A 26,271-nucleotide genomic window follows, 5' to 3' on the forward strand; every position below is an offset into this window, starting at 1 on the left:
CACCCAGCCCTCCCCCGCAAGCGGGAGAGGGAGCGCAGCATCCATTGCGGATACATTCGACCTGATCTCGACAAGACCAGGCTTCAATGCAGGTTGAGCAGGTTCTTCACGAGTTGCCCCGACAAGATATCGGCGAACGACAATTTGATCTCCGGAGCGGCCGGTGGCGCCGGGTTAGCCGGCGCGACCGCGGGAGCCAGCGGCAGTGGCGGCTGCGCCGCCGCGACCTTGGGCGCCTGCCGCTTGACGGCCTTCTTGGTCTTTTTCTCGATCTCGACCGCCGGCGGAGACGGAGGCGCTGCGGCGAGCGCGCGCACCGCGGGCGGTTCACTTGGCGCGACGGCTTCGGCCAGCGCCGGCGGCGGCACAATGGTCGGCAGGCTGGTGTCCATGACGACAAGCTCGGGCGCCCGCTCGAGCGAAGCGATCCGGATGGCCGGCCGCTCGACCGGGTCAGCCACCGCGTCGGTTAAGGATTGTGGCGACCACCAGTCAGCGATGTACATTAACGCAAGAAGCGATGCGCCAACCCAGGCGATGTATCGTCCGACAGGCATAATCATCTCTCGCCACCATGCTGATGTGACGAGAAGCAAAGGCCGCAATTCCTGACAGTTCGTAACTGCGGCGGAGTTTCTCGGGGAATCTCGAAACGTGGTTACTGCTGAAGCGCGATCCAGGACGACTGGAACCAATGGCTTTGTGGGGCGTCGAATCCTTCACAGTGCGCCACCCACACCCTATAGGCCCAGCCGAGTCTAGCAATGGAGCGGCCATGCGTATTCTTCTTATGGTGCTATGCCTTGGCATCTCGGGTTCAGTTGCTGCGGCCCAGCCGCAGAGCGACGACAAAAAACCGGGCGACTCCTCCTGGAGTACAGGCCGCACGGTCCTGCCCGATGATAAGGGACAGCGACAGCCGCAGGGGTGGACCGGACCGCTTGACACTGAATCCGGCGGCGCGCCCGCTGAAAGCCCGCAAGGCGGCACCCCACCGCCGATGCAGCCTGCACCTGGCGGAGCATCGAAGACCATTGTGGATCCCAATCCACCCCGTTCGGAGCAGTGAGCGAGACGCGGTGCGAGGCGGCGACGCGGAATCTCGCGCTTCGCGCAGAGCACCCCATCACATGAGCGCGCGTTATTTCTTTGACAGGCACGCCCTGATCGACGACAAGCCGCCATGGCCAAGAAACCCGGCACCAATCCCAAAGGCGAATTCGCCTTCTTCAACGTCGTCTATGAAGACGGCTCCCAACGCTCCAACCGCCGCGTCCCTGCCGAGCTGCTCGGCGGCCTCGATGGTGACGAGCCGGCACGCGGCTTCATCATCGAGCAGGACCGCGAGATCGCCGAAAAAGCCGGCCGCCCGCCGCTGGCGATCAAGACCATCGAGCGGGTTGGGGTGAAGAAGAAGTAGGGCGTCGCCCGGCGATCATCCGATGACCGACAAAGCAAGCAAATACCGCGGGGATACCATCGTCGGCGTTCACCAGCGCCCCTTCCGCTTGTTCCAGGCGAACAGCACGTCCGCAAACCGATCATAGGCAAGCCGTGTCACCGGCAGCATGACCTATTGCCGAACAGCGTCGCGAGCCATTCCTCGCCGGGTGTCAGCCGCCGCATTGCGAGTGCGGCGCCGGCGATCAGCTTCGCGGGTTGTAGCGCTGCGGCAAGCACAAATGTGCAAAACTTCACTGCAACGCGAAGTCAACGAATAGCTCCGCATCAGCCAGCCATTCCCCTAGCACGCTCACACTCGACGAAGGGCGTTGATAAGCCAGCAAGTCAGAAGCTCTCTTGAAACGAGGGTAAGCACGCTGCTGCGTGAAATAATCGCTGACCTTTCGCCAAGTGTCACGATTTCGGTGAGCGTAGAAATTGCGAAGAACAGCAATATCGGAGAACAGCGTGGTATTGAGCGCCAGCGCGGTGTCCAATTCCGGTAAATTGCTTCCCCCAAGCGACGCCAGTACCGTACGCACCTCTCGGGGATTTCGAAACTTATGCTCATCCCGCCTATCGATCGTGAGTGGGGACCCAATTTTTCGGTATTTTACGCTGTTTACTATCGACAAAGCCCGCGCAGTCAGATGCGCGTCGCTGGGGAATGGTGGAACGGCAGTAGATGTCCATCGCCCGGACAGCCCTTTCACACCAAAATTTGAAGAAACTAAAAACTCTCGGAAAGTCGAAATAAGTAGATTGTCGAGCTCAATAACGACGTGGGCACCCCACGCGCTTGCGCCTCGATCGTTTCCTGCCAGCAGCTTTGCCTGACATTCACGAAAAAAAGAAATTCGTCGGTTAAATACATTTTGGATCGTATGGAATCGGGAGCTTGCGCGCATATTTAGGCTAGGTTTCATTGCTCGTGAGAGCAGAGTTGAAATACAGCATACGCACTGCTCTGGTCGTATCCACGTTCGTTTTTGTGACCGTCTGCGTGAAATCAAGCAATTGCGGCGAGCCCTCGGGATCACCGAGCGCCACCAGCAAGTCGTCACGAGAGACCGGTGATGCTTCAAGCCGTGCCGCGACGTCGGGCGCCAGACTTTTTGCCTGATCGAGCAAGCCCAAATTATATCTACGATCCAGTAGAACAGAGACGATCGAATAGGCCATATAAGCCTTGGCTAGGATCGGCTCGTGATAGGCTTCCAGATCGAGATACTCGTCGATACTTGAACCGAGCCTTTCCCGAAATTCTGCCTCGCGTTCAAAGGCATTGTTGTATTTCTTATATATGGCGTCCAATTGCGCGCTTTTAGTAGTGTGGATCCCAAACTCGAGGAGATAGGCTAGATCGGCAACCAGCTTGAAGTCCGCCATGCGAACAATGTCTCTCTTTGAGAATAGCCCGATCTTCAAGAAGCGCTCGCGCTTCTCTTTGCATAAGCTGTTAACAAACCATTTGAACGTGCCTTGAAATCTAGCGTTGCGCTGCTCCTCCTCGTTTAACGGCACATTGTTCGCGTTCATCCTTGTAAAGGCTTCCCGAACTTCAGACTCCTCCACGCCTGAGAACTGATCGATGGGAAGTGAGTAGCTAAGAAACTTTGACTTATCTTCGTCTTCGAGGTCGGAGTAACGTTTGCCGCGAAACTTTTCCGTATCGATTTTCTGAGACAAGCGGAGTTTGTTATTGAAGAAGTCGCGAAGAGCGCCACTTCGTTGCTGTCCATCGACAATCTCTTTCACAGTACCTTTTGTCTTTAGATCAATCTTTGCGTATACAAACAGTTTTGGAATCGGAAATTCTAGAAGGATCGACTCTATAAAATACGACTTTGCTAGGGATGACCAAAGGCCGGAATTGCGCTGGTAATCGTCGTTAATCGTTATCTTGTTAGCCTTAAGATCGTTGCAAAAATCTCCGACGGACATTGGGGAAGCGTTAGCGAGCATGGTCTTTTCCAATCAAGAGAGGCGCCTGAAAAGTAGTGCAGTCTCCTGCGCCGTTTCCAGACTGTACCCATTCGCCCTCGGATTAAGTTGTGCAAAACTCTGCTTAAAGTTGAAATCCGCCCGACTTACCAACTCGAATCCCACCGAACTTGCGAGATCTGCACTGAGTCGAGCCAGATCGACGTATATTTCCTTGTAGTGAGAGCCCTGCACGACGAGGACCATCCTCCCTCCTGGTAAAGCCATAGAACTCAGTCTCTCCAACGCAGTCAGCATCCTGGATACGTACGTACTAAAGAAAGCTAAGTAATAGGTTTGCGACGCCTTTGATCCGTGTGAAGCGATCCGAGACAGAATTGACTTCGCATAGTCTCCAATTTGTGTGGGCATGCGATCTGGTCCTCGACCAATTACCGGAGAGCCGATCATCGCGCGGCGCAATTGGTCGACTGACAGATCTTCTTCGAGCAAGGAAAGGATCAGCAACTCGGGCAGGGTAGCCTTAACGTAGTCAATCCGCGTCAAGTATGGCGGAGAAGTAATGATTATGTCGGCCTTGACCTGAGGCAAATTCTCGGCCAGCAAATCAGCTCTAACTAGATTAACTTTGTTTAGGCCGCTGTTGGCCACTGAAACTTTTGATTTCAGCTCTGATAGCTCGGCCTCCACCTGAGACTTACTTATTGATGCAATTGCGCGGCTGACATCAGACCGACCTAACTGCCACCAAGTGGGGTTAGTCGCGAGAAGATTTCGTTCTCGTAGCTTTCTTCTGGTGAGCCGAAATATTGCTAGCAAAAATGCAGATTGCGCCGATGACAAGTGGGGAGACGGGCAAGCCTCGCGAAGAAATGCTTGGGAGATCCGCCGCCCGCTTTGCGTCAAGAATTGTCGGGCAGCATTGATGCTGCTCGGTGTAGCGAGACGCGCGTTAGCCACAACAGCCATTGCTGGATTTATGTCGATTCCGATGGCGCGGAGTCCAGCCCCCTTGGCCACTGCAGTCGTGGTACCTGACCCGTTCCACGGATCCAGCACCACCTGATCGGCCGTCACCTTCAATGTTTCCAGCACATCTCGTACGAAGGCCTCTGAGAAGCCCGCGTAATACGGAAACAAAGACGAGCTTCGTTCAGACGTCGTTTGTTTCGGTGACGAGAGCGCCGTTCCCCCCAGCGCTAACACTGCTAGTTATCCAAGAAGCTCCGCAGCTTCCGACTCCGTGACGGATGCTTCAGCTTGCGCAGCGCCTTGGCTTCGATCTGGCGGATGCGTTCGCGGGTCACCGAGAACTGCTGACCGACTTCTTCCAGGGTGTGGTCGGTGTTCATGCCGATGCCGAAGCGCATGCGGAGCACGCGTTCTTCGCGCGGGGTGAGCGAGGCCAGAACGCGCGTGGTGGTCTCGCGCAGGTTGGACTGGATCGCGGCGTCGATCGGGAGGATCGCGTTCTTGTCCTCGATGAAATCGCCGAGGTGTGAATCCTCTTCGTCACCGACCGGCGTCTCCAAGGACAACGGCTCCTTCGCGATCTTGAGGACCTTGCGCACCTTCTCAAGCGGCATGCCGAGCTTCTCGGCGAGCTCTTCCGGGGTCGGCTCGCGGCCGATCTCGTTGAGCATCTGGCGCGAGGTGCGCACGATCTTGTTGATGGTCTCGATCATGTGCACGGGAATGCGGATGGTGCGGGCCTGATCCGCGATCGAGCGGGTGATCGCCTGCCGGATCCACCAGGTGGCGTAGGTCGAGAACTTGTAGCCGCGGCGATACTCGAACTTGTCGACCGCCTTCATCAAGCCGATGTTGCCTTCCTGGATCAGGTCGAGGAACTGCAGGCCGCGGTTGGTGTATTTCTTCGCGATCGAGATCACGAGGCGGAGGTTGGCTTCCACCATCTCCTTCTTGGCCTGGCGCGCTTCGCGCTCGCCCTTCTGCACGCTGTGCACGATCTTGCGGAATTCGCCGATCTCGAGGCCGGTCAGCGCCGCGAGCTGCTGGATGTCGTGGCGCAGGTCCTTGATGCGGTCCTTCTCGTGGTGGACGAAATTCTTCCAGCCTTTTGCCGAAAGTTTCGAGACACGGTTGAGCCAGCGCGGATCGAGCTCGGAGCCCTGGTAGTTGCGCAGGAAATCCTCGCGCGCGACGCCGTGGCTGTCGGCAAGCCGCATCATCCGGCTCTCGAACGAGACCAGCCGCTTGTTGATGTCGTAGAGCTGCTCGACCAGCGAATCGATGCGGGCCTGGTTCAGCCGCAGCGACTTCACCTCGACGATGATCTCGTCCTTCAGCTTCTTGTACTTGCGCTCCTGCGAGGGCGAGAGCGACTCGCTCTGCAGCTGGTTGGCGATGTCCTGCTCCTGCAGGCGGCGCAGCTTCTTGTACTCGGAGGCGATCTTGTCGAAGGTCTCGACCACCTTCGGCTTCAGCTCGGCCTCGATCGCCGCGAGCGACATCTGGTTCTCGAACTCGTCGTCGTCCATGTCGGCTTCGGCGGCGGCCTCGCCCGGATCCTTCTCCTCGACATCAGCCTCGCCGCCGGCGGGCTGAGTGCGGAACGGGGTCGGCGACGGCGGAGCGGCCGGCGGGGCGACATGGGCGGGCGCGGGCTGGCTGGTCCCCTCCTCGCCCTCGGACGTGGGCGCGGCTTCGCCATCACCGCCTGGAATGATCGGCGGGTTGAGACCGCCCTTGGATTCCGGGCCGGCATAGGTGGCTTCGAGATCGATGATGTCGCGAAGGAAGATCTTGCCTTCGTTCAGTTCGTCGCGCCAAATGATGATGGCCTGGAAGGTCAGCGGGCTTTCGCACAGACCCGCGATCATCGCCTCGCGGCCGGCCTCGATGCGCTTTGCAATCGCGATTTCGCCCTCGCGAGACAACAGCTCGACGGTGCCCATCTCGCGCAGATACATGCGCACGGGATCATCGGTGCGCTCGCCGGGCTCGGATTTCTTGACCTCGGTGACGGCCTTCTGCGTGACCTCGACAAGCTCGTTGTCGGTCTCGTCGTCGACGTCCTTGTCCTCTTCCTCGCCGTCGGCGTCGTCGGCCTCGGTGACGTTGATGCCCATGTCCGAGAGCATCGACATGATGTCCTCGATCTGCTCGGGCGATGTGGTGTCGGAAGGAAGCACTTCATTGAGCTGATCGAAGGTCACGAAGCCGCGCTTCTTGGCCTGCTTGATCATCTTCTTGACGGCAGCGTCCGAGAGGTCGAGCAAGGGCGACGGCGCATCCGCCTGTTCCTTCTCGGGGGCATCCGCTGCCTTGTCGTCTTTTTCCTTGTCCTTAACCTGCAGCGTCTTTGCCTTGGTGGCCATTCATCAAGCTCCCGAAACGCGTTCCATGCGAGGCCGGCGTCATCACGCCCCTCGCATGAAGCACCGAAGTCATCACGAGCGCGACAGCTTTCTCTTCGGAGAAGCGTCCCGCCCTATCTCCTCTTTCGAGCACAAATACGGAAACACCCGCTTTTCCGTTCGTGCCCATTGATGCGGAAAGGGCGGCGCAACCTGTCGCCACCCCTTGATCCGCCTCGACCAGTGTGCACCAATAAAGGTGCGGCAATTAAGTTTCGCTTAACCCTGTTTTTGCAGCCAAACCATGGGTTTGGCGAGTCTTTTTGCGGGCTCGGCATTAGCCTTCCGCATGATTCTTTCATCACACGCTGCGCTGGAACCGGCCCGACAACTCACCAAACCCTTCGATCAGGGCCTCAGTGCCTTCGGCTTCTGCCATTCGTGCCTGGATGTCCCGCAGCCATGCCAAGTTCGCCTCGCTGGGATCCTCGGCTAAAGCCTGCTCGGCGTCCTTCCTTTCCCTAAGTAATGCATGTGTTTTCTGATGCAAGGCAACGAGTTGGCGCCAGGTGGAAAGAACGTCCTCGCGCGCGGCGCCGACTTGCGCGGCCCATACCGCCTGGGTCGTGATCGCCCGATCAACCCTTTGAAGAATTTGTGAAAATCCGCTCGCAACGAGGTCGGCCCGCATTTTTTCGGCCTGCTCTTCCTCGTCGGGGGAATGGTGGTGGTCGTTGGCGAAGGCGGCGATGATGCCGGCGCGCAGCTTGTGCGCCTCGGGATGGGCGAGTTCGAGGGCGGCGACTTCCTCCAAGTGGTCGTGCAACAGCCAGGGATGGTTGATCAGGATCTGCAGAATCAGGGCCTCCCGGCGCGACAGCGCGCTGCGCTGGCCGTGCATGATCGGGCTGCTGGCGAGCTGCGGGCTCGCCGCCTGGTAGGGGCCGCGGAGCAGCCCCTGGGCCGGGCCGGCTGACGGGCCGAAGCGGCCGCCGCCCGGGGCGCGGGGGGCGAAACGTCGGGGTGATTCGCCGCCCCTCGGCGAGCGGAAGGGGCTGCGGCCATAGCCGCCACGGCCCACGTCGGGGGCGAAATTGCGCTGCAGGCGCTCGGCAAAATCCTGGCGATAATAGCGGCGGACCACGTCGTCGCGGACGGCATTGGTGAGCTCGCCGATGCGGGCCTCGAGCGCGGCGCGGCGCTCGGGGGTGGCGAAATTGCCGCCCTCGATCTCGCGCGACCACAGCACGTCGGCAAGGCCGCGAGCGGCCGAGATCACCTCCTCGATCGCGCCGCGCCCGCCGGAGCGGGCGAGATCGTCGGGGTCCTGGCCCTCCGGCAACAATGCAAAGCGCAGGCTTTTTCCCGGCTTCAGATGCGGCAGCGCGAGGTCGGCGGCGCGGTAGGCAGCCTTGTGCCCGGCGCGGTCGCCGTCGAAACAGAGGATCGGCTCATCCGCCATCTTCCAGAGCAGCGCGAGCTGGTTCTCGGTGAGCGCGGTGCCGAGCGGCGCCACCGCGCCCGCAAAACCCGAAGTGACCATGGCGATGACGTCGACATAGCCTTCGACCACGATCAGCGCAGCGCCGTCATGGGCGGCCTGGCGAGCGGTTGCGAGATTGTAGAGGTTGTCGCCCTTGTGGAAGAGCGGGGTTTCCGGCGAGTTCAGATATTTGGCCGGGACGTCCTTCTCCAGCGCGCGGCCGCCGAAGGCGATCACGCGGCCGCGAAGGTCGGTGATCGGAAACATCACGCGGTCGCGAAAGCGGTCGTAAGGCACGGGGATGTCGTCGCCGGCGACCAGCAGCCCCGCCTCGACCATGTCCTCGGTCGAAATCCCCTGCCCGCCCAGATGCTCCTTCAGCGCAAAGCGCTCCGGCGGCGCATAGCCGAGGCGGAACTGCAATTGCGTCGCCGGCGAAATCGCGCGGTCGGCGAGATAACCTCTGGCTTTTGCCCCGTTTCGCGAGGCCAGCGTGTCGACGAAGAACTTTGCGGCAAGCTCCATGACGTCATGCAGCGTCTTGCGGCGCTGCTCGTGGCGGGCGGCATCCGGCGTCACCGCCGGCAGCGGCATGCCAGCCATCGCCGCCAGCCGCTCGACCGCTTCGGGGAAGGAGACGCCCTCGGTCTCCATCACGAAATCGAAGATGTTGCCGTGCTTGCCGGAGGAGAAGTCGTGATAAAATCCCTTCTGGTCGTTGACCGTGAACGAAGGCGTCTTCTCCTGCTGGAATGGCGACAGCCCCTTCCACTCCTTGCCCGCCTTCTTCAGCCGCACGCGCTTGCCCACGACGTCCGAGACCGGAAGCCGGGCGCGCAGCTCGTCGAGGAAGTGCGGGGTGAAGCGCATGGGACGGATTTTGAAGCCAGCGTTGAACCGGTCACCGATATAGTGAGCACGCGCACAAGATATCAAAATCGTCGCGATTCGCCCGGTATTCACAGGGCCAGCGGATTTTGCCGCGTCCGTCAATAACACTGATCGCTTGAACCCTGCCCGGTTCCGCTGTTGGATAGAGCCATGTTCACGACCTTCAGGGGCGGACAGAGCGGCGGCTGGCGCATCACCTCGATCTCCAAGGTGAAGGGCGAGACACTGCCGCGCGTGCCGGCGCTGTCTGTCATCGCAAGCGAGGCGATCGCGCTGCCGCTGTTGCCCTCGACCACGGCCTGGCGGCTCGCCGGCGTCACCAGCTATCTGCGCTACACCAACCGCGCGGAGAAGGACCAGCTCGACGCGCAGCAGGCCGCGCTCGGCCGGCGCGAGGCGAGCTGCGCGGCGCTGATCCCGATCAAGAAAACGGTGGCGTGGTGGAATCTGACGCCGGAAGAGCGGCGCGACATCTTCGAGGACAAGTCGCACCACATCGCCGGCACGCTGAAATATCTGCCCGCGATCGCGCGGCAGCTGTTCCACAGCCGCGACCTCGGCGAGCCCTTCGATTTCCTCACCTGGTTCGAATTCGCCCCCGAGCACACTGCGCTGTTCGACGAACTGGTGGCGATGCTGCGCGCGACCGAAGAGTGGAGTTACGTCGAGCGCGAGGTCGACATCCGCGTGCTGCGCGAGGAGTGAGGCGGGCTACTGCGCCAAAAACCGGCCCGAGGTGATGCGCGGCAGGTGCGCGATCGGCCAGTTGTAGACATAGGTCCACGCCTCGGCGCTGGCGCCGTCGGCCAATGTCAGCGGCAGCATCTGGCGGACATATTCGGTCGGCTGCGGAAAACCTTCGCCGCAGGCTTCATACATATCGAGTTCACCCAACAATTCGTCACGCGCGCGCAGGCGAAACAATTCGCCGTAGACGATGTCGGCGGGATCGTTCGAGAGCACGAGCGCGGGATAATGCTCGACCCGGTAGAGCCGGCCCTGGCAGCGCGCCTCACCGAGAAAATCGGCATTGCCCGAGAGCAGCCGCGCCATCGGATGGTCGAAGCCGCGCATCAGGGTGCCGTAGACGAAGAGACGGTCGGAGATCATGGCTTTCTATGTCATTGCGAGCGAAGCGAAGCAATCCATGCTTCAGCGCGCAGGCAGATGGATTGCTTCGTCGCTGCGCTCCTCGCAATGACGGCGTAAACCTAGACCGCCGCCACCTCTTCGCTGACCACGATGAATTTGGTCAGCGTCATGCGGCCGAAGCTCGTGGTCAGCGCGACGTCGGCGGCGTCGCGGCCGGTGCCCATCAGGATGCGGCCGATGCGGGGCACGTTGTGGCGGGCGTCGAACGTGTACCATGCACCGGAGAGATAGGCCTGGAACCAGCCGGAGAAATCCATCGGCTCGGGCTCGGGCGGCACGCCGATGTCGCCCATATAGCCGGTGCAGTAGCGCGCCGGGATGCCCATGCAACGGCACAAGGTCAGCGCGAGATGGGCGAAGTCGCGGCAGACGCCGGTGCGGCTCTCGTAGACATCATGCGCCGACTTCATGTGGTGGGCGTGCTGATAGCCGAAAGTGACGTGGTGGTGCACGAACTCGACGATCGCCTGCACCCGCGCCCAGCCGGGCGGGGTGTTGCCGAACAGCGACCAGGCGATGTCGGTGAGCTTGTCGGTCTCGCAATAGCGGCTCGGCATCAGATAGAGCAGCATCTCGTCCGGCAATTGCTCGATCGGGATCTGCTGCGCGCCCGGGTTCACGACGTCAGGCAGGCCGGAATCGCGCACCAGCGCGTGGCCGCACAAGGTCACGCCGCCGGCCGGCGCCACCAGCCTGCCGCAGACATTGCCGAAGCTGTCGCGATAGAAGCCGATCGGGACATCGGGCTCGGCGATAATGGTCTCGGTGCCGATGATATCCTGGAAGCGCGAGGGATGGATCGAGAGCATCATCACCATCGGCGTCGGCTGCGCGGCCGCATAGGCAATCTCGAAGCCGACCTTGATCTCCATTCCCGTCCCAGTCCTTGCCTGTCATCGATGCGCCTCTCGCGAACCGAGCCCGCAAGGAGACGTCTGAATTAGTCTCCCACGCCAGGCGTTGGTTCAGCGGGCGAACCTGTCATGCCGGCACGACCTCCCTATCCTCGCCGACCGGCTCGACCGTGATCGCAACTTCCATGTTCACGAAAGCATCAGCCGTGCCGAGATAGACGCCATGCAGCGGGATCGCCTGGCGCGGGTCGCGCGCCACCGCGACGCGGACCAGATCGCGCGTGCCGACAATGCCGTTGGTCGGATCGAATTCGATCCAGCCCGCGCTCGGCAGATAGACCTGCACCCAGGCATGGGTCGAGCCGCCGCCGACATGGCCGCTGTCCGAAACCGTCGAGAGATAGCCGGACACGAAACGCGCGGCGATGCCGAGCCGCCGCAATGCCTCGATCATGAACAGCGCATAGTCGCGGCACGAGCCCGAGCCGGTCTGCAGCGTATGAATCGGATGCTGCGTGCCCTGCTCATGGCGTTTGCGATAGCTGAAACTTTCACGAATGCCGTGGGTCATGCCGCTCAGGATCTTGAACGTCGGCGTCGGCGCTTCGGCATCGAGGAACTGCCGCGCCCAGGCCGAAATCTCGCCGTCCGGATCGGCATATTGCGGCCGCACATATTGCAGGAGATCCGGAAACTCCTCCTCGTCATAGAGGAAGGGATAGAAATAAGCGGGGTCGTCCGGCGTCAGCGCGAACTCTTCAGCCGGATTGTGGTCGACGGTGGTTGTGGAGACAAACGACAGCGTGTCCGCGCGCTCGTCGAAAGCGGCGATCGCCACACTGTTGCCGAACACATCGTGGATCCAGCGCAGCGACATCGGCTGCGGCTCGATTCGGAGGTCGCTCTCGACCACGCGCAAGTCATGGCTGTCGCGCGGGCTGAGCATGATGCGGTGCTCGCCGAACGCCACCGGATGGGTGTAGCGATATACGGTCTTGTGATGAATCTTGAGTAGCGGCATCGTCCGGCAATCATCGTGACTTTCGTCGGTCTAATCTATAGTGGGCGGTGCTCATTTTTAAGATCGGCGTGCCGCTTCGATAGGCAAAGTTGAGGATAAAGTCTTGGACACCACGACCGGCACGACGTTCCTGCTCACGGACGAAAACGTCCCGCCGGTCCACGAACATAATGCCGATGGCCGCTCGCCGTTCCTGTTCACTTGTGACCATTATGGGCGGCTGATCCCCCGCATGCTCGGCAATCTCGGCCTCTCCGAAGACGAGCTGACACAGCACATCGCCTGGGACATCGGGATCGCCGGCGTCGCCGAGCAGCTTGCGGCGCAGCTCGATGCGCATCTGGTCGCGCAGCGCTATTCGCGGCTCGTGATCGACTGCAACCGCCCCCCGCATGTCGCAAGCTCGATCCCCCTGATCAGCGAAGCCACCACGATTCCCGGCAATGAGGGATTGACGCGGGAGGCCGCGGAGGCGCGGCGGCAGGCGATCTTCGATCCCTATCACCGGCGGATCGACGAGATCATCGACCAGCGGCTGCACGCGGGCAAGCCGACGGTGCTGGTGTCCATGCACAGCTTCACGCCTGTCTATGCCGGGATCGCGCGGCCCTGGCACATCGGCACGCTCTATCACCGCGACACCGTGCTGCCGCCGCTCCTGCTGAAGCATTTGCGCAGCGAGGGCGACCTCGTGGTCGGCAACAACGAGCCCTATGCGGTGAGCGACGAGACCGACTACACGATCCCCGTTCACGGCGAGATGCGCGGCCTGATGAACACGGGCATCGAGATCCGCCAGGATCTGATCTCCGACCCCGCCGGACAGAAGGCGTGGGCGGACAGGCTGGCGCGGATCCTTGCCGAGATCGAAACGACGCTAAGCGCGGAGAAGCTGATTTAGCGCGCGCTCGAGATGAAAGCTGCGCTTCCGCCGGGCTCTCCGCACCACATTGAATTTCCGCCGTAACCAGAGTTCTCCAAACTCGAAACGCTGATGTAATCATGCTGTCGAACATGGTATCCGCTGCATGAAGATGGCCCCCATCGTGGTGCTGACGACGATGGGAATGGTCGCGGAAAAACTTGGGCTCGGCTCGACCTGCTCGAAAACAGCGCCTCGCGCCGCGGCCGAATAGAGACCCCGATCGCGCAGTCGATCCGGCCTTGTGTTATGGCCGGCGTGGCACATTCTGTACCCTGCAGGGGAAACCAATCCTTTGGCAGTGAACGGCTCTCCGCCCGAAGCGGAGCAATCAAAAGCGCTTCTCGGAAAGAATACGCGCGGCGTGTTGAAGCCTGTCAACGGAACGCTCGGTGTCGGTCAGAGCGCAACAGCTCACCAAGGTGTCGATAATGGCGAGCTGAGCCACGCGGCTGCTCATGGCCTCCGGCCGATACCTGGTTTCATTTGCGACGGTATAGAGCAGAACGTCGCAATGGGCGGCGAGAGGCGATTTGCCGAGCCGCGTGATGCCGATTGTCCGGGCGCCGGCTTCCCGCGCCAATCGGGTCGCGAGCACCGTCTCGACCGTGCTGCCGGAGTGAGACACCGTGACGGTGGTGACCGTCGGGCCGGTCATCCCGGCGCTGACGGCCTGGACATGAGAATCGACGACTGCGCTCGCTGCGAGCCCGAGTTGCAGCAAGCGATAGGAGAGGTCCTGCGCGATTGGCGCCGAACTTCCTATGCCATAAATCTCGATCCGCTGCGCTTGCCTCAACAGACTTGCCGCCTTTGCCAATGATTCCATCGAAAGCAGGCGGCGTGTCTCGTGGAGCGAAGCGGCGTGGGCGGCAAAGATGTGATCCGTGACGGTCGCCGGATCATCGCCCCGATGCAGATCCTCCTGAATCAGACGAACCGGCTCGATCAGATCCCGCGCCAGCAGAATCTTGAGTTCCTGAAACCCGCGAACGCCCACCCGGCCGCAAAAGGAAACAATCGTGCCTTCGCTGACGCCACATGTCTTGGCCACTTCGGTGATCGACATGTGAATGAAAGATTCCGGCTGCGCGACAATCAGCTCGGCGATTTGCCTGGCTTTCGGAGGAAGATCAGACTGCAATTCACGAACGCGGGATAGGATACCGCTGACGGACGGTCCTGCATTGAAGTTCGAGCGTGTCACCCGCGCCCTCGCGAACACCGTGGGAATTGATTTGGTGAATAGCCCAAGGCTACCGCGATTCCCGTTGCGGGCAGCTTCAATTCTCCTGAGCCGCCGGAACAAGCCGGCAACGATGATGGCTCATGTGTCATTTCCGGCCCGCTCTCCCGTCTCTTGGTGCCTGATCATGCTGTACTGAGATAATCTCACAAAAATTTACATCGGAAATAAATTATTCACAGCGACGTCAAGTCGCACTGCTATTGCCGACCGGCTTGCCCGCGCAGTGAGGCCAAGGCCTGCGCCAGCAAACCGTCGTCCGTTTCTTCAACTGTTCAACCAAAGGTAGAATAAAGATGACAACACGTCGCGACTTTCTGGCCGGCGCCACGGCGGCGGCTGCCTTTACCAGCATCAACCGGGCGCTGGCCATTCCGGCGAGGCGCCGGACCGGCACCATCATGGACGTCAAGCACATCGTGATCCTGATGCAGGAGAACCGCTCGTTCGACCATTATTTCGGTACGATGCGCGGCGTGCGCGGCTTCGGCGATCGCTTCCCTATTCCGCTCGAAAGCGGCAAGCCGGTGTGGTTCCAGTCCGACGGCACCCGCGAGATTCCGCCCTATCATCGCGACTCCGCGACCAGCAACGCGCTGGTCGGCTACGGCACGCCGCACTCGTTCGGCGATAGCCAGGCCGCGTGGAACCAGGGCAAGATGGGCTTCTGGGCCAAGTACAAGACCCCGTACGCGATGGGCTATTTCGGCCGCGACGACATCCCCTTCCAGTTCGCGCTCGCCGAGGCCTTCACGCTGTGCGACGCCTATCACGCCTCCATCACCACCGGCACCGATCCCAACCGGATCGTGTTCTGGTCGGGCTCCAACTTCAATCCCGCGCTGCGCGCGCAAGGCATCAACTGCACGACGAACGATTCAGAGCCCAACAACAACCGCTGCTGGCCCAACCCTTCGAAGTGGGTGGCCGGCCTGTCTCAACCCCAGCCGACCTACCGCTATGTCGGCAGCGACTTCAACTGGGACACGCTTCCCGACCTGCTGCAGCGTGCTGGCGTGAGCTGGCACATCTACCAGGACATGAACGACAACTGGACCGGCGCGATGCACGGCTGTCTGGCCTTCGCCAGCTTCCGCCACGCACAGCCTGGTGATCCCAACTATGTGCACGGCCTGACCGGTGGTCCGGACTATCTGGCCAGATTGAAGGCCGACGTGATGAGCGGAAACCTGCCGCAGGTCTCGTGGATCTTGCCGACGCAGGCCAACTCCGAGCATCCCGGCGGCGGCAGCCCGACCCGCGCCGGCAATTTCACCGACCAGGTGCTGGACGCGCTGACCGCCAACCCCGAGGTCTGGAGCCAGACCGTCTTCTTCCTGACCTTCGACGAGAACGACGGCTTCTTCGATCACCTGCCGGCGCCGGCGGTGCCGTCTTATGACAACGACGGCAACCTGATGGGCAAGGCCACGATGCCGCTCGCGGGTGAATATTTCTCCAACACGGTCGGCAATGTGCTGAGCAGCGACGACAAGATCAGCGGCAACATCCGTCCCTGGGGCCTCAGTGCGCGCGTGCCGATGTACGTGGTGTCGCCGTGGAGCAAGGGCGGCTGGGTCAATTCGCAGGTCTTCGACCACACGTCGGTGGGCCGATTCCTCGAGAAGCGCTTCGGCATCAAGGTGGCCTCCATCAGCCCCTGGCATCGCGCCATTGCGGGCGACCTCACCACGGCCTTCGACTTCGCGAGCCCCAACGATCCGCGCTTCCCGGAACTGCCCGACCAGAGCAACTGGCAAGCATCGGATGCGCACCAGAAGACACTGCCGGCTCCCACCGCGCCGGCGACGCCGCAGCCGCTGTTTCAGGAAACCGGCGTGCGCTTCTCGCGTGCGCTTCCCTACATTCTGCACGCCAACGCGCAGGTCGATGCCGGCAAGAGCAAGGTCAGGCTCCTGTTCGCCAACACCGGCTTTGCAGGCGCCGTGTTCCACGTCTACGACAAAATGCACCTCGATCGCATTCCGCGGCGCTACACCGTCGAGGCAGGCGAGATGCTGGACGACGAATGGGACGTCGGAGGCGACGGCCTTTATGATCTGTGGGTGCTCGCCCCCAATGGCTTCCATCGCCACTTCAAGGGTGACATCTCTGCGATGCGGCACAAGAATGAGCCGAACCCCGAAATCTTCGTTGGCTACAACGTGCACGACGGCGGTCTGCATCTGCAGCTACGCAACGACGGCAACGGCCACCTGCGCTTCACGGTGAAATCCAACAAGATCTATGGACCGCTGTCGGCCGTCAGCGCCTCGGTGGCGGCCGCGATGCAGCCGGAGCCCCCGGGCTTCGGTCCGCATCCCGGCTTCCGTCCCGTGGGCTTCGGCCCGGTGCCTGGTTTCCGGCACGCTCCCGACTTCTTCGCCCCCGGCTTCGGCTTCAATCCGCCGGTGCTCTTCCCGGGGCCCGATTTCGGCGGCGGTCTGCGCACGTCGTGGGATGTCAAAGTGTCCGCGTCTGGCCGCCCCAGCGAGCTATACTGGAATCTGCGCACGACCGGCCTGTGGTATGACTTCATCATCACCAGCGACTCGGACAGCGGCTTCCATCGACGCGTGGCCGGCCATGTGGAAACCGGCCGCGCTTCGGTGAGCGATCCCGGCATGGGCGTGGTCGACCGGTTCTGAAGAGGGCGGCGCAATCATCACAACGACTCGGAGGCGCCCTCGGGCGCCTTCTCATCTCGATCCATTGGAAACGTTCCCGCACATGGGAATAGAATTGAAACTGAGCTAGCGTGAGGTACGTGTACCGGTCGAGAAAGGTCGAGGGTGAAATGCCAAGGCTCATCACGCTGGCCGGCTTGCCCGGGGTCGGCAAGTCAAGCATTGCGCGGCACCTGGCGCGACGCTGCGGAGCCATCTGGCTACGCATCGATTTGATGGATCAGGCAATCTGGGCATCGGGTACAGCGCCGAGCGATCTCTTTGACTGGAGCTACCGAGCGGCCCAGGCAATCGCCGCAGATAATCTGGCTCTCGGCCTGGACGTCATCGCGGATTGTGTCAACGATTGCCAGGAGGCACGAGACGGTTGGGAGGCGGCCGCGCAACGTAGCGGAGCCGAACTCAGATGGCTCGAAGTGGTATGCAGCGATCCCGTCGAGCACCGCCGGAGAATTGAGACAAGATCAACCGACATCATGGGGCTGGCCCTGCCCGACTGGAACGCCGTCGCCGGCCGCGCCTACGACAAGTGGAATCGAGACCGCCTCGTTGTCGACACAGCACATCGCAGCTTGGAGCTGTGCGTGGACGAGGCGTTCGATCTGTTACAAACGTGATAGCCGCTTCTAGAGCGTGATGATTTTTCTCCGAATCGTCATCCCGCTCTAGCTCTTTGTTTGAGCATGATCTTTTTCGGAAAACCGGTCCCACTTTTCCGGATCATGCTCTAGCAAGGGCGGAATAGCGCAGTGTCGGCGCAACGTGCGCGCAGTCAGCCAAGCTCGATGCGGGTGCCCTTGGCGCCATTGAGCAGCCGTCGCAAATGATAGCTGGCGAGCGGATCGTCGGCATGCGTGCCGACCAGCGCGGCGAAAGCCGGCATCGCCGCGGCGTCGCCCGACTCCAGCTTGGCAAAGGCGGTGGCATATTGGGCTGCGGCCGGCGCATCGAAATTCGCCGCCGGCAAAGGCTCGTAGGCCCGCAACGGCTCGCTGCGGCCGCGCAGGACGAGATCGCCGATCGGCCGCCCCTTGAATTCCTGTGCCGCCTTTGCGACCGCGCCGCTGACACAAATCCGCGTGCCCAGCGCCTTGTTCGCGGCTTCCAGCCTAGCGGCGGTGTTGATGGTGTCGCCATAAGCCGTGTAATCGAAGAAACGGTTGCCGCCGAAATTGCCGACCAGCGCGGGGCCGGCATGCACCCCGATCCGCGTGGCGCCGAAATCGACGCCTCGCTCTTTCCAGCGCCCGCGAAAGGCCTCCGCCCATTCATCCAGCGCCTGCGCGCAGGCAATTGCGCGAGTCGCATAGTCGGGCTGGTCGCCGGGCGCATTGAACAGCACCTGGATCGCATCACCGATCACCTTCGCCACCGTTCCTTCATGAGCGAAGACGACATCGGTCAGTCCGCCGACATATTCGTTGAGCAGTTCCGCGAGCACCTCCGGGGCAGCCGTCTCGACGAGCGAGGTGAAGCCGGTGATGTCGGTGAAGATCACGGCGATCTCGCGCCAGCGCACCTCCATGTCGTTGCCGTCGTCCCCGGCGGCAAGCCGCTTGGCGAGTTCGGGCGAGAAATAACGCGACAACGACGCGTGCGCGCGCTCCGCTTCCATCTGGCGGCGGCGTGCCTCGCGCAGGACCTCGATGTGACGCATCGTCTTCTCGATCGTCGTTTCCAGGTCGGCGAAATCGATCGGCTTGGTCAGGAAGTCGAAGGCACCGCGATTCATCGCGGTGCGGATGTTGCTCATGTCGCCATAGGCCGAGACGATGATGGTCGACTTCTTGTCCTCGGCCTCCTGCAGTTTCGCCAGCAGCGACAGGCCATCCATGCGCGGCATGTTGATGTCGGAGACCACGAGATCGACATGGGGATGCTGCTCGATCGACTGGAGGGCTTCGAGGCCGTCGCGCGCGAACACGAAGCTCACCAGCCCGTCGCGGATCTGCTTGCGGAATTTCTGCAGCATGAGCGCTTCCAGATCGGGCTCGTCGTCGACGACCAGGATGGTGGCGGTCATGCGGAGTGCTCCAGCCTCGCGTCGATCGCCTGGCGGACCTGGCCGAAATCGATCGGCTTGGTCAACAGATCCTCCGCGCCGCGCTCCAGCGCCTTCTTGCGCGTCGCGGAATCATCCGCGTAGGCCGTGATCATGATCACGGGAACGTCAGGCCTTTGGGCGCGGACCTCCGGCAGCATGTCCAGCCCGCTCATGCCGGGCATGTTGATGTCGGAGAAAATCAGGATCAGCGAGTGCTCGCCGACATCGGCGATGCGGGTCAAGGCTTCCGACGCCGACGGAGCGAAATCCATCACGAAGCGCCGGGCGCGAAGATCGCGGCGAAATTGCTGGCGGAACAAGGCCTCCACATCGGGCTCGTCATCCACCACCAGAACCATCACACTCACGGCTGACCTCTGGCTTTATCCGAAAAATTGCTTCTGCGCGGCAGCAGGATGGTGAACTCGGTAAACTCGCCGGGCTCGCTCTCGACATTGATCGTACCGCCATGCTGCTTCACGATGATGTCATGGCTCATGGAAAGTCCAAGGCCAGTGCCTTCGCCTGGCGGCTTGGTCGTGAAGAACGGATTGAACATCTTCTCCCTTACCTCGGGCGGAATGCCGACACCGTTGTCGCGGATGCGAATTTCGACATAATCGCCGCGGCTGAGTGTGCTGGCATTGAGCGCAGGTTCAAAGCCGGGGTCGTTTTTCTGGCCGCGCTTGGCGACGGCATAGAAGCCGTTGGAGATCAGGTTCAGGAGCACCCGAATGATCTCCTGCGGGAACACCTCCACCGTGCCGGCGTCTGGATCGAGCTCGCGCCCGAGGGTGACGTTGAACTGCGGCTTCTCGGCGCGCGCGCCGTGATAGGCGAGGTTGAGGCTCTCCTCGACCAGCGCGTTCACCTCGGTCGGCCGGTGCTCGCCGCCGCCCTCGCGCGAATGCAGGAGCATGTTCTTGACGATGGAATCGGCGCGTTTGCCGTGCTGCACGATTTTTTGCAGATTTCCTTTCAGGAGCCCGCTCAATTCATCGATCTCGCCACGGGCGTCGTCTGCAAGTGCCAGTGATGCAAGCAAATCGCTCAGTTCGCCGGTCAGTTCCGCGGAAAGCGCGGCGAAATTATTGACGAAGTTGAGCGGATTCTTGATCTCGTGCGCGATACCGGCCGTGAGCTGACCGAGCGAGGCCAGCTTCTCAGTCTGAATCAGGCGGTCCTGCGCGGCGCGCAAATCGTCGAGCGATTTTGCAAGCTCCCTGGTGCGGGCCTGAACCTCCTCGAACAGGCGGACATTGCCGATCGCAATCACGGCCTGATCGGCGAAGGTCTGCAGCAGCGCGATCTGCTTGTCGGTGAACGGGTGCATTTCCTTGCGGCGGAGCAGAATCGCGCCGATGCTCTCGTTCTCGCGGAGCAGCGGTACAGACAGCACGGTGCGAATGGGGGTCCCGGAGCGTTGGGTCAGCGCCTTGATATCAGGAAATTCATGGCCTTCCTCCGACGTCGAGTCGCGCAAATGCACTGGCTTGCGGTCGAGAAAAGCCCGCCCGGCAGTCCAGCCGCGGCTGATCGGCCATTTCTCGACATTGATCTCGATCGGCCCGTGATGGGCGCTGAAGCGGAGATCGTCGCCGTCCTTGAGCAGCACGGCAGCGTCATAGGCATCGCAAAGCTCGCAGGCGCTTTCGACGATTGCCTTCAATGCCGGTCCGACATCGGTCGGCGAGGAGGCGATCACTTTCAGGATGTTGGCGCTGCCGGTCTGATGGGTGAGAGCTTCCTGCAGATCCCGGGTCTTGGCCTGGACTTCATTGAACAGCCGCGCGTTTTCGATGGCGATCACGGCCTGATCGGCGAATGTCTGCAAGAGGCGGACGTGGTGTTCGCCGAACGTGCCGGTCGCCTGGCGCGTCGTGATGATGATACCGATGACCTGGTCCTCGCTCACCAGCGGCACGAACAGCATGCTGCGATAGCCGCGGGCACGCGCGATGTCCCGAGCGGCCGGCTCGAGCTCCGTGTCGGGCAGTTGCGCTGCCGTACCATCCGCCACAAGCTGGCAGGGCGGGAATTGGGCGAACGGCACCGGGAACGCGGCCTGCAGCGCCCGATCGCCGGCCGGATCGGTCGGCGTGAAGGCCGCCAGATGGGCGGCGCCGCCAGCATAGCGAAGCACCGCGGTGGAGAAGCCGCCGACCAGCCGGTTGGCGTTGGCGGCGATGGCCGCGAATACGGGCTGCACGTCGGACGGAGAACCTGCCATCACCTTCAGGATATCTGCGGTGGCGGTTTGCCGCTCGAGCGCTTCCTGTGTCTCGTTGAACAGACGCGCGTTCTCGATCGCGATCACGGCCTGATCCGCGAACGTCTGCAGCAACTGCACGTGATCGGCGGCAAACGCGCCCGGCTCGGCACGCGTGACACTGATCATGCCGACGGGCGTTCCCCGATTCATCAGCGGCATGAACAAGACGCTGCGGAAGCCGCGCAGCCTCGCCAGATCCTTGTTCAGTTGCGGGACGTCGTCGGCCTCGCTGTCGGGAAATTGAATCGTCTCGCCACCGCGAACCAGGGCAAAGGTCGGAAAGTCCGCGATCTGTCGCGGGAATGATAACCTCAAGCCTTGGTCCGCCTCGGGGCTGATCGGCGTGTACGCCACCAGATGAAGCTCGTCGCCGATGAACTGGAGCACGGTGGCCGAGAAGGCCCCGAGCAGGCGCTTGGAGCTGGACGCAATGGCCTCGAACACCGGCCGGGCATCGGAGGGGGAGGCCGCGATGGTACGCAAGATGTCGGCGCTGGCGCTCTGGCGATCACGCGCAACCGCAAGCGCGCTTCGCAGGCTTGCATTCTCGGCGGCGCCGGATTGCAATTGCTGCTCGAGCTGGTCGATCCGGCGCCTCAGCTCGGCGGCTACATCCTGGGACAGCGCGGTCATTCATGATCCGGTTCGGCGCCGCGACGCGAGCAGGCGCAATGACGGCCGACGGAGGCCGGCCCGCCAAGGCTGCCGCATTATCACATCCGCCGGGCCGGGTGCCAGACCTCAGTCCCTGCACCCGGCAAAGGCGGTCATGATGCCGCGAGTTGCGGACGGAACAGCACGTCGACGCCGTAGCTCGTCGCGTTGTAGGTGCTGGTCGGGAACAGGCTGCCAATCATGGCCGTCGGAAATATTTAATTCCACACTCAAATTGAATATTAATATCGACGCGCTTCGCTTCTGATTCCATCAGAACCGAAAGTGCTCTGGCCCGCGCGGTAGCGACCGGGTGGAGCAAGCGGGCGCCCGCGAAAGCGCTTTGGGAGAGTCTCGAAACTCGCGCGCATCGCTGATACCCTGATGGAAAATCCAGGGAGGAAGCCATGTCAGCGGAATTTGATCGCCGTCACTTCATTGCCGCCGGCGCGACGGCCGTCGCGATGCCGTTCCTGCTGCGCGGCGCCTCGGCGCAGCAGGTGTGGCCGTCGCGGCAAATCCGCATGATCTGCAGCTATCCGGCGGGCGGGCAGACCGACCTGCTCGCGCGCGCCTTCGGCGAATTCATCTCGAAGCAGGTAGGGAAGACCGTCGTCATCGAAAACAAGCCCGGCGCCTCGGGCTCGATAGGCGCCGCGGAAGTCGCGCGCGCGGAACCGGATGGCCACACGATCCTGTGCTCGATCTCAACCACTTACGTGATGAACAGAGTAATTATGAAGAACCCCGGCTACGACATGGACAAGGACCTGACGCTCGTCAGCGTCATTCCGGGCGCCGGGCTGCTACTGGTCGCGAACCCGAAGACGGAGGTCAAAACGCTGGATGAATTCGTCGCCTTCGCGCGCAAGAGCGGCAAGGTGAACTTCGGCACCTATAGCGCCGGCTCGACCCCGCACATGACGATCAATGAGCTCAACAAGCAGTATGGTCTGAGCATCGAACCGGTCCACTACCGAGGCGAAGCGCCAATGTGGACGGGGCTCGCGGAAGGCACGCTCGATGTCGCGATGGGCAGCTACACGGCAGCGCAATCCGTCCTGCAGAGCAATCGTGGCGTTGTATTCGCGGTGCATTCGAAGAAGGTCGACGCGATCCCGCACATCAAGACTTTGCCCGAGCAAGGCGCGACAGCGAAATTCTTCACCGTGAGCGGCTTCACGGGCTGGGCGCTGCCCAAGGCGACGCCACAGCCGATCGTGGATCGGTTGGCGGAGCTCTGCGTGGCGGCCAATAGCGATCCGAAAGTGAAGGAAGTCCTCACCACTTTCGTGCTCGAGCCGACGTTCGGCTTCAAGGAAAGCAATGCCTTGTATCAGCGGGAATTGCCGATCTGGATGGAGAGCGCGCAAGGGCTCGGCTTGCAACCATCATAGCGGTGATGACCTGGAGTGGTGGTCCTCACTCCCCTGGAGGCCGCGCCAGCGTGACGTACTACTCGATCACCTCGTCAGCGCCGCTGATCAGCGAGGGTGAAAATTCGAGGCCGAGGAGCTTGGCGGCCTTCAGGTTGACGAGGAATTCGACCTTCGTGACCAGTTGAACCGGCAGGTTGGAGGGCTTCTCGCCATTGAGAATCCGCCCGGCATAAACGCCGGCGCGACGATGCGACTGCGCGAAATCTCCGCCGTAGCTCATCAGGCCTCCTGCGACCGGGAAGTCACGAGATTGGGTTATTGCGGGCACACGGTATCGTTGGGCGAGCTCGGCGAGTTGCCCGCTCCTGAACGCAAAGTAAGGATCCGAGGTGAAAACGAGTCCGCCCGCCGATTTCTGAGCGGTGACCGAGAAAACCGGTTCGAACTCTTGTTCGTTGCTGGCCTGCAGAATCTGCAGGCCTACCCCAAGGAAGTCTGCGGCGGAACGCAGGTTCTCCAATTGTGAATTGGCGGTTGGACTCGTGGGGTTGGCAACAACGGCCAATGTGGCCGCTGTCGGCAGCAGTTCGTGCATGAACTCAAGCCGCTTGCGGGATACTTCCACACTCAGGCTGGAAACACCCGTGATATTCCCGCCTGGCCGTGACAGGCTGTCCACCACGCCCAATTGGACCGGATCCCCGCCCATCTCGAACACGATGGTCTTGTTGGCGGCAGAAGCTTTTGCCGCGAGCGCCACGGGAGCGCCGCCCGGAGCCACAATCAGGTCTACATTCCGGGCGGCCAGATCTGCGGCCAGAGCTGGTAATTTCTTGTACTGTCCGTCCGCCCATTGATATTCGATTGCGACATTGCGGCCCACGATGTAGCCGGTTTCGCCGAGCCCGTCGTGGAATGCTTTGAGCCGACTGGCGAATGGCACGGGCGATTCCGGGCAGAGATAGCCGATGACCGGCATCGTCGATCTCTGCGCCCCTGCCTGATGCGTCCAGGCTGCGGCACCGCCGAGCAGCGCAAGAAAGTCCCGCCGCCTGATCCGATCGAACGTCCTGGCGTGCCCCAAGGCCTTGAATCCAGTGCTGGCCATGTTTGCACCAACCGGCATCGCCTGGTCGCCCATGAGCGCGGATCCTGCTGTTCACGTCGCGCCAAATGCGTCCTGCACCAGACGTCACCTGCCGAGCTAGTTCAATCGGCTCACGTCTTGGATGGGCGCATCGAACACGATACCAAAGACCGGTATGGCCTCATCATAACCCTTGATCGGACGATTCCCCATTTTTTTGCGCGAGCGCCTGTCCTTGACGGCCTCGGCGACCTCGTCGTTCATCAGGATTTCCCGGTCGGCCGCGGACGCACACAGGCGGGCCGCGAGATTAACCACACTGCCGATGGCCGTATAGTCGAACCGGTTTTCGTATCCGATCCGTCCAACCGTTGCCGGGCCACTGGCAAGACCTACCCCGAACCCGATTTGATACCCCCGCTTTTGCCAGCAGACGATGAGTTCTTGCACGGTCCTCTGCATCTCCACAGCCAGGTCGACTGCCGTTAGCGCCGGCTCTTTGACGGGGACCGGTGCATTGACGAGAACCATCAGGCCATCGCCCGAGAAGCTGATGAGGGTCGCGGCAAAGGTCGTAATGACCTTGCCGAGCGCCTCATAGTACTCCGAGAGCACGCTCATGACTTCCTCTGGCGTCACTCCCGCAGAGAACGAGGTGAAGCCTCGCAGGTCGCAGAACACCACGACCACCTCGGTGCGGCGCCCCTCCAAGACGCTGTCGTCGCCGGTTTGATCGACGAGATCAGCGACTTGCGGCGCGAGAAACCGTTTGAGTCTGGCAATCCGCTCCTGGTGCTCCTGCGCCAGCGCCAATTCGGCCGCCATCCGGTTGAAACTCTCCGCCAGACGCTGAAACTCATCTCCGGTCTTGATGCTGATGCGATGATCGAAAAATCCGGCTCTGATCCGCTCGGTCCCTTCCTCGAGGAGCCGGATCGGCTCGGTCATCCGGTGCGCCAGCGCATAGGCGAGCAAGCCCGAGAACATGGTGCCGGCCAGGAGAAGCCCTGCGGTCCGCCACAAGGCTGCATAGATGGGGCCGAAAGCTTCGGACACGGGCTGTTCCACCACGACGGTCCAGTCGGGACCGGCAACAGGCGCGGCAGCAGCGGCAATCGCGTAGCCCTCCACGTCGCGGCCGGTCGCGAAGCCCGCTCTTGCGCGCCCGATCGCATCGCGTATGGCCTGAAACGGCTTGGACGTGGCTTCGTCCGCGCCGCGCAGGACGAGGCTGATGTCCGGGTGAGCAATCAGCCGGCCGGGCCGGTCCAGCACGAACGCGGAGCCGGTTTTTCCCACCTTGATGGCGGATATGACGTCCCAGATCAGCTTGAGATTGACCTCGGCGACCACCACTCCAACCGACGGTCGGTTGCCGGAAATCGCAACTGTCAGGTACGGCTCGGAGCCTCGGTGGTAGCTCACGTCGCCGAACCAGATCCGGGCCGAGCGGGCGCCGACCACCGCGGGATCGGAGGATCGGTCAGTGCGGCTGTCAATTCGATTGAGACCGACACGCGAGACGAAAAGGCGCTCTCGTCCGGCATGGTCGAACAGTGCAAGACTCACGATCGCGGGAGCTTGGCGAAACAGGCGCAACGCATCGGTCCGCCGCCCCTCGTCGGGACCATCGGTCCAGGGAAGCTGAACCAGCCAGCCAAGCTCGTTGGTGATGTTGTCGATAAAGCCATGGATTCTGGCTGCGGCGGATGTCGCCTGAACACCGAGCACTTGATCGAGTCTCGCACGCTGATCGCGATATCCAAACCAGGCTTCGATCACACCGTTGATCGCGAGCGGAATTGCCACCGCCAAAAAAAACACGAGCAGGTACTTCTGGAAGAGGCCGCGAAAACGTTGCCGGACCATGCC

At 61.8% G+C, this 26,271-nt stretch carries 21 protein-coding genes and 1 pseudogene; 6 read left to right on the plus strand and 16 right to left on the minus strand.

Annotation, left to right across the window (positions count from 1 at the left end):
* Window positions 1-83 precede the first annotated feature (83 nt).
* Window positions 84-557, minus strand: coding sequence for a hypothetical protein (locus I6F35_RS36835; protein WP_225122530.1), 474 nt, complete (start codon window positions 555-557; stop codon window positions 84-86).
* 626 nt (window positions 558-1,183) lie between these two features.
* Here I6F35_RS36835 and I6F35_RS36840 point away from each other — a divergent pair.
* Window positions 1,184-1,420, plus strand: coding sequence for a hypothetical protein (locus I6F35_RS36840; protein WP_225122531.1), 237 nt, complete (start codon window positions 1,184-1,186; stop codon window positions 1,418-1,420).
* 69 nt (window positions 1,421-1,489) lie between these two features.
* Here the strand turns inward: I6F35_RS36840 and I6F35_RS36845 are convergent.
* The 6 genes and pseudogenes from I6F35_RS36845 to dnaG all read right to left on the minus strand — a co-directional run.
* Window positions 1,490-1,653 (minus strand): annotated as a pseudogene (locus I6F35_RS36845) (thiol-disulfide oxidoreductase); the annotation flags it as partial.
* 41 nt (window positions 1,654-1,694) lie between these two features.
* On the minus strand, window positions 1,695-2,369 hold the full coding sequence (locus tag I6F35_RS36850; protein ID WP_225122532.1) for a hypothetical protein: 675 nt from the start codon (window positions 2,367-2,369) through the stop codon (window positions 1,695-1,697).
* On the minus strand, window positions 2,359-3,408 hold the full coding sequence (locus tag I6F35_RS36855) for a DUF262 domain-containing protein (protein WP_225122533.1): 1,050 nt from the start codon (window positions 3,406-3,408) through the stop codon (window positions 2,359-2,361). The genes I6F35_RS36850 and I6F35_RS36855 overlap by 11 nt, the downstream gene beginning before the upstream one ends.
* A 12-nt stretch (window positions 3,409-3,420) precedes the next feature.
* On the minus strand, window positions 3,421-4,527 hold the full coding sequence (locus tag I6F35_RS36860; protein WP_225122534.1) for a DNA methyltransferase: 1,107 nt from the start codon (window positions 4,525-4,527) through the stop codon (window positions 3,421-3,423).
* Window positions 4,528-4,595: 68 nt separating this feature from the next.
* Window positions 4,596-6,728, minus strand: coding sequence for an RNA polymerase sigma factor RpoD (rpoD, locus tag I6F35_RS36865; RefSeq protein WP_225122535.1), 2,133 nt, complete (start codon window positions 6,726-6,728; stop codon window positions 4,596-4,598).
* A 340-nt stretch (window positions 6,729-7,068) separates the two neighbouring features.
* The gene (gene dnaG, locus I6F35_RS36870) at window positions 7,069-9,060 is read right to left on the minus strand and encodes a DNA primase (RefSeq protein ID WP_225122536.1); all 1,992 of its coding nucleotides are present in this window, start codon (window positions 9,058-9,060) and stop codon (window positions 7,069-7,071) included.
* A 171-nt stretch (window positions 9,061-9,231) separates the two neighbouring features.
* Here dnaG and I6F35_RS36875 point away from each other — a divergent pair, with 171 nt between their 5' ends.
* Complete coding sequence (locus I6F35_RS36875; protein WP_225122537.1) at window positions 9,232-9,786, plus strand: chlorite dismutase family protein; 555 nt, start codon at window positions 9,232-9,234, stop codon at window positions 9,784-9,786.
* Between the two features lie 6 nt (window positions 9,787-9,792).
* Here I6F35_RS36875 and I6F35_RS36880 read toward each other — a convergent pair whose 3' ends face one another.
* The 3 genes from I6F35_RS36880 to I6F35_RS36890 form a co-directional block, all read right to left on the minus strand.
* Window positions 9,793-10,191, minus strand: coding sequence for a gamma-glutamylcyclotransferase family protein (locus I6F35_RS36880; RefSeq protein ID WP_225122538.1), 399 nt, complete (start codon window positions 10,189-10,191; stop codon window positions 9,793-9,795).
* Window positions 10,192-10,292: 101 nt separating this feature from the next.
* Window positions 10,293-11,105, minus strand: coding sequence for a transglutaminase family protein (locus I6F35_RS36885; RefSeq protein ID WP_225122539.1), 813 nt, complete (start codon window positions 11,103-11,105; stop codon window positions 10,293-10,295).
* A 109-nt stretch (window positions 11,106-11,214) separates the two neighbouring features.
* On the minus strand, window positions 11,215-12,108 hold the full coding sequence (locus I6F35_RS36890) for a transglutaminase family protein (protein WP_225122540.1): 894 nt from the start codon (window positions 12,106-12,108) through the stop codon (window positions 11,215-11,217).
* Between the two features lie 103 nt (window positions 12,109-12,211).
* Here I6F35_RS36890 and I6F35_RS36895 point away from each other — a divergent pair, with 103 nt between their 5' ends.
* The gene (locus I6F35_RS36895; RefSeq protein ID WP_225122541.1) at window positions 12,212-13,009 is read left to right on the plus strand and encodes an N-formylglutamate amidohydrolase; all 798 of its coding nucleotides are present in this window, start codon (window positions 12,212-12,214) and stop codon (window positions 13,007-13,009) included.
* A 352-nt stretch (window positions 13,010-13,361) separates the two neighbouring features.
* Here I6F35_RS36895 and I6F35_RS36900 read toward each other — a convergent pair whose 3' ends face one another.
* A complete protein-coding gene (locus I6F35_RS36900) occupies window positions 13,362-14,237 on the minus strand; it encodes a MurR/RpiR family transcriptional regulator (RefSeq protein ID WP_225122542.1) in 876 nt (291 codons plus the stop codon).
* A gap of 335 nt (window positions 14,238-14,572) precedes the next feature.
* On the opposite strand from I6F35_RS36900, the gene I6F35_RS36905 reads away from it, so the two are divergent.
* Together I6F35_RS36905 and I6F35_RS36910 are read left to right on the plus strand one after the other, a co-directional pair.
* Window positions 14,573-16,924 carry a phospholipase C, phosphocholine-specific gene (locus tag I6F35_RS36905; RefSeq protein ID WP_225122543.1) on the plus strand — a complete coding sequence of 784 codons (2,352 nt, stop codon included), beginning with the start codon at window positions 14,573-14,575 and terminating at the stop codon, window positions 16,922-16,924.
* A 149-nt stretch (window positions 16,925-17,073) separates the two neighbouring features.
* Entirely contained in the window at window positions 17,074-17,580 is a 507-nt protein-coding gene (locus I6F35_RS36910) for an AAA family ATPase (protein ID WP_225122544.1), read from the plus strand.
* Window positions 17,581-17,735: 155 nt separating this feature from the next.
* On the opposite strand, the gene I6F35_RS36915 is transcribed toward I6F35_RS36910, so the two are convergent.
* Genes I6F35_RS36915 through I6F35_RS36925 form a run of 3 tightly spaced genes read right to left on the minus strand, consistent with a single transcriptional unit; the run spans window position 17,736 to window position 21,912 of the window.
* Entirely contained in the window at window positions 17,736-18,986 is a 1,251-nt protein-coding gene (locus I6F35_RS36915) for an adenylate/guanylate cyclase domain-containing protein (RefSeq protein WP_225122545.1), read from the minus strand.
* Window positions 18,983-19,375, minus strand: a complete 393-nt coding sequence (locus tag I6F35_RS36920) for a response regulator (protein ID WP_225122546.1) — start codon at window positions 19,373-19,375, stop codon at window positions 18,983-18,985. Before I6F35_RS36920 ends, I6F35_RS36915 begins: the two co-directional genes overlap by 4 nt.
* Window positions 19,372-21,912, minus strand: a complete 2,541-nt coding sequence (locus I6F35_RS36925; RefSeq protein ID WP_225122547.1) for a GAF domain-containing protein — start codon at window positions 21,910-21,912, stop codon at window positions 19,372-19,374. Before I6F35_RS36925 ends, I6F35_RS36920 begins: the two co-directional genes overlap by 4 nt.
* A gap of 428 nt (window positions 21,913-22,340) precedes the next feature.
* Between I6F35_RS36925 and I6F35_RS36930 the strand changes: the two genes are divergently transcribed.
* The gene (locus I6F35_RS36930; protein ID WP_225122548.1) at window positions 22,341-23,330 is read left to right on the plus strand and encodes a tripartite tricarboxylate transporter substrate binding protein; all 990 of its coding nucleotides are present in this window, start codon (window positions 22,341-22,343) and stop codon (window positions 23,328-23,330) included.
* A gap of 58 nt (window positions 23,331-23,388) precedes the next feature.
* Here the strand turns inward: I6F35_RS36930 and I6F35_RS36935 are convergent, their stop codons facing one another.
* Window positions 23,389-24,369, minus strand: coding sequence for an ABC transporter substrate-binding protein (locus I6F35_RS36935; protein ID WP_225122561.1), 981 nt, complete (start codon window positions 24,367-24,369; stop codon window positions 23,389-23,391).
* Window positions 24,370-24,516: 147 nt separating this feature from the next.
* A complete protein-coding gene (locus I6F35_RS36940) occupies window positions 24,517-26,268 on the minus strand; it encodes an adenylate/guanylate cyclase domain-containing protein (protein ID WP_225122549.1) in 1,752 nt (583 codons plus the stop codon).
* Window positions 26,269-26,271 lie beyond the last annotated feature (3 nt).

The sequence above is a fragment of the Bradyrhizobium sp. BRP22 genome (genome assembly GCF_020194175.1).
Lineage (GTDB): Bacteria > Pseudomonadota > Alphaproteobacteria > Rhizobiales > Xanthobacteraceae > Bradyrhizobium.

Coding starts and splice junctions, on each gene's coding strand:
- I6F35_RS36905 (WP_225122543.1), top strand. CDS start 14,573: ATGACAACACGTCGCGACTTTCTGGCCGGCGCCACGGCGGCGGCTGCC.
- I6F35_RS36915 (WP_225122545.1), bottom strand. CDS start 18,986: ATGACCGCCACCATCCTGGTCGTCGACGACGAGCCCGATCTGGAAGCG.
- I6F35_RS36890 (WP_225122540.1), bottom strand. CDS start 12,108: ATGCCGCTACTCAAGATTCATCACAAGACCGTATATCGCTACACCCAT.
- I6F35_RS36885 (WP_225122539.1), bottom strand. CDS start 11,105: ATGGAGATCAAGGTCGGCTTCGAGATTGCCTATGCGGCCGCGCAGCCG.
- I6F35_RS36875 (WP_225122537.1), top strand. CDS start 9,232: ATGTTCACGACCTTCAGGGGCGGACAGAGCGGCGGCTGGCGCATCACC.
- I6F35_RS36910 (WP_225122544.1), top strand. CDS start 17,074: ATGCCAAGGCTCATCACGCTGGCCGGCTTGCCCGGGGTCGGCAAGTCA.
- I6F35_RS36850 (WP_225122532.1), bottom strand. CDS start 2,369: ATGAAACCTAGCCTAAATATGCGCGCAAGCTCCCGATTCCATACGATC.
- I6F35_RS36835 (WP_225122530.1), bottom strand. CDS start 557: ATGCCTGTCGGACGATACATCGCCTGGGTTGGCGCATCGCTTCTTGCG.
- rpoD (WP_225122535.1), bottom strand. CDS start 6,728: ATGGCCACCAAGGCAAAGACGCTGCAGGTTAAGGACAAGGAAAAAGAC.
- I6F35_RS36880 (WP_225122538.1), bottom strand. CDS start 10,191: ATGATCTCCGACCGTCTCTTCGTCTACGGCACCCTGATGCGCGGCTTC.
- I6F35_RS36925 (WP_225122547.1), bottom strand. CDS start 21,912: ATGACCGCGCTGTCCCAGGATGTAGCCGCCGAGCTGAGGCGCCGGATC.
- I6F35_RS36930 (WP_225122548.1), top strand. CDS start 22,341: ATGTCAGCGGAATTTGATCGCCGTCACTTCATTGCCGCCGGCGCGACG.
- I6F35_RS36940 (WP_225122549.1), bottom strand. CDS start 26,268: ATGGTCCGGCAACGTTTTCGCGGCCTCTTCCAGAAGTACCTGCTCGTG.
- dnaG (WP_225122536.1), bottom strand. CDS start 9,060: ATGCGCTTCACCCCGCACTTCCTCGACGAGCTGCGCGCCCGGCTTCCG.
- I6F35_RS36840 (WP_225122531.1), top strand. CDS start 1,184: ATGGCCAAGAAACCCGGCACCAATCCCAAAGGCGAATTCGCCTTCTTC.
- I6F35_RS36855 (WP_225122533.1), bottom strand. CDS start 3,408: ATGCTCGCTAACGCTTCCCCAATGTCCGTCGGAGATTTTTGCAACGAT.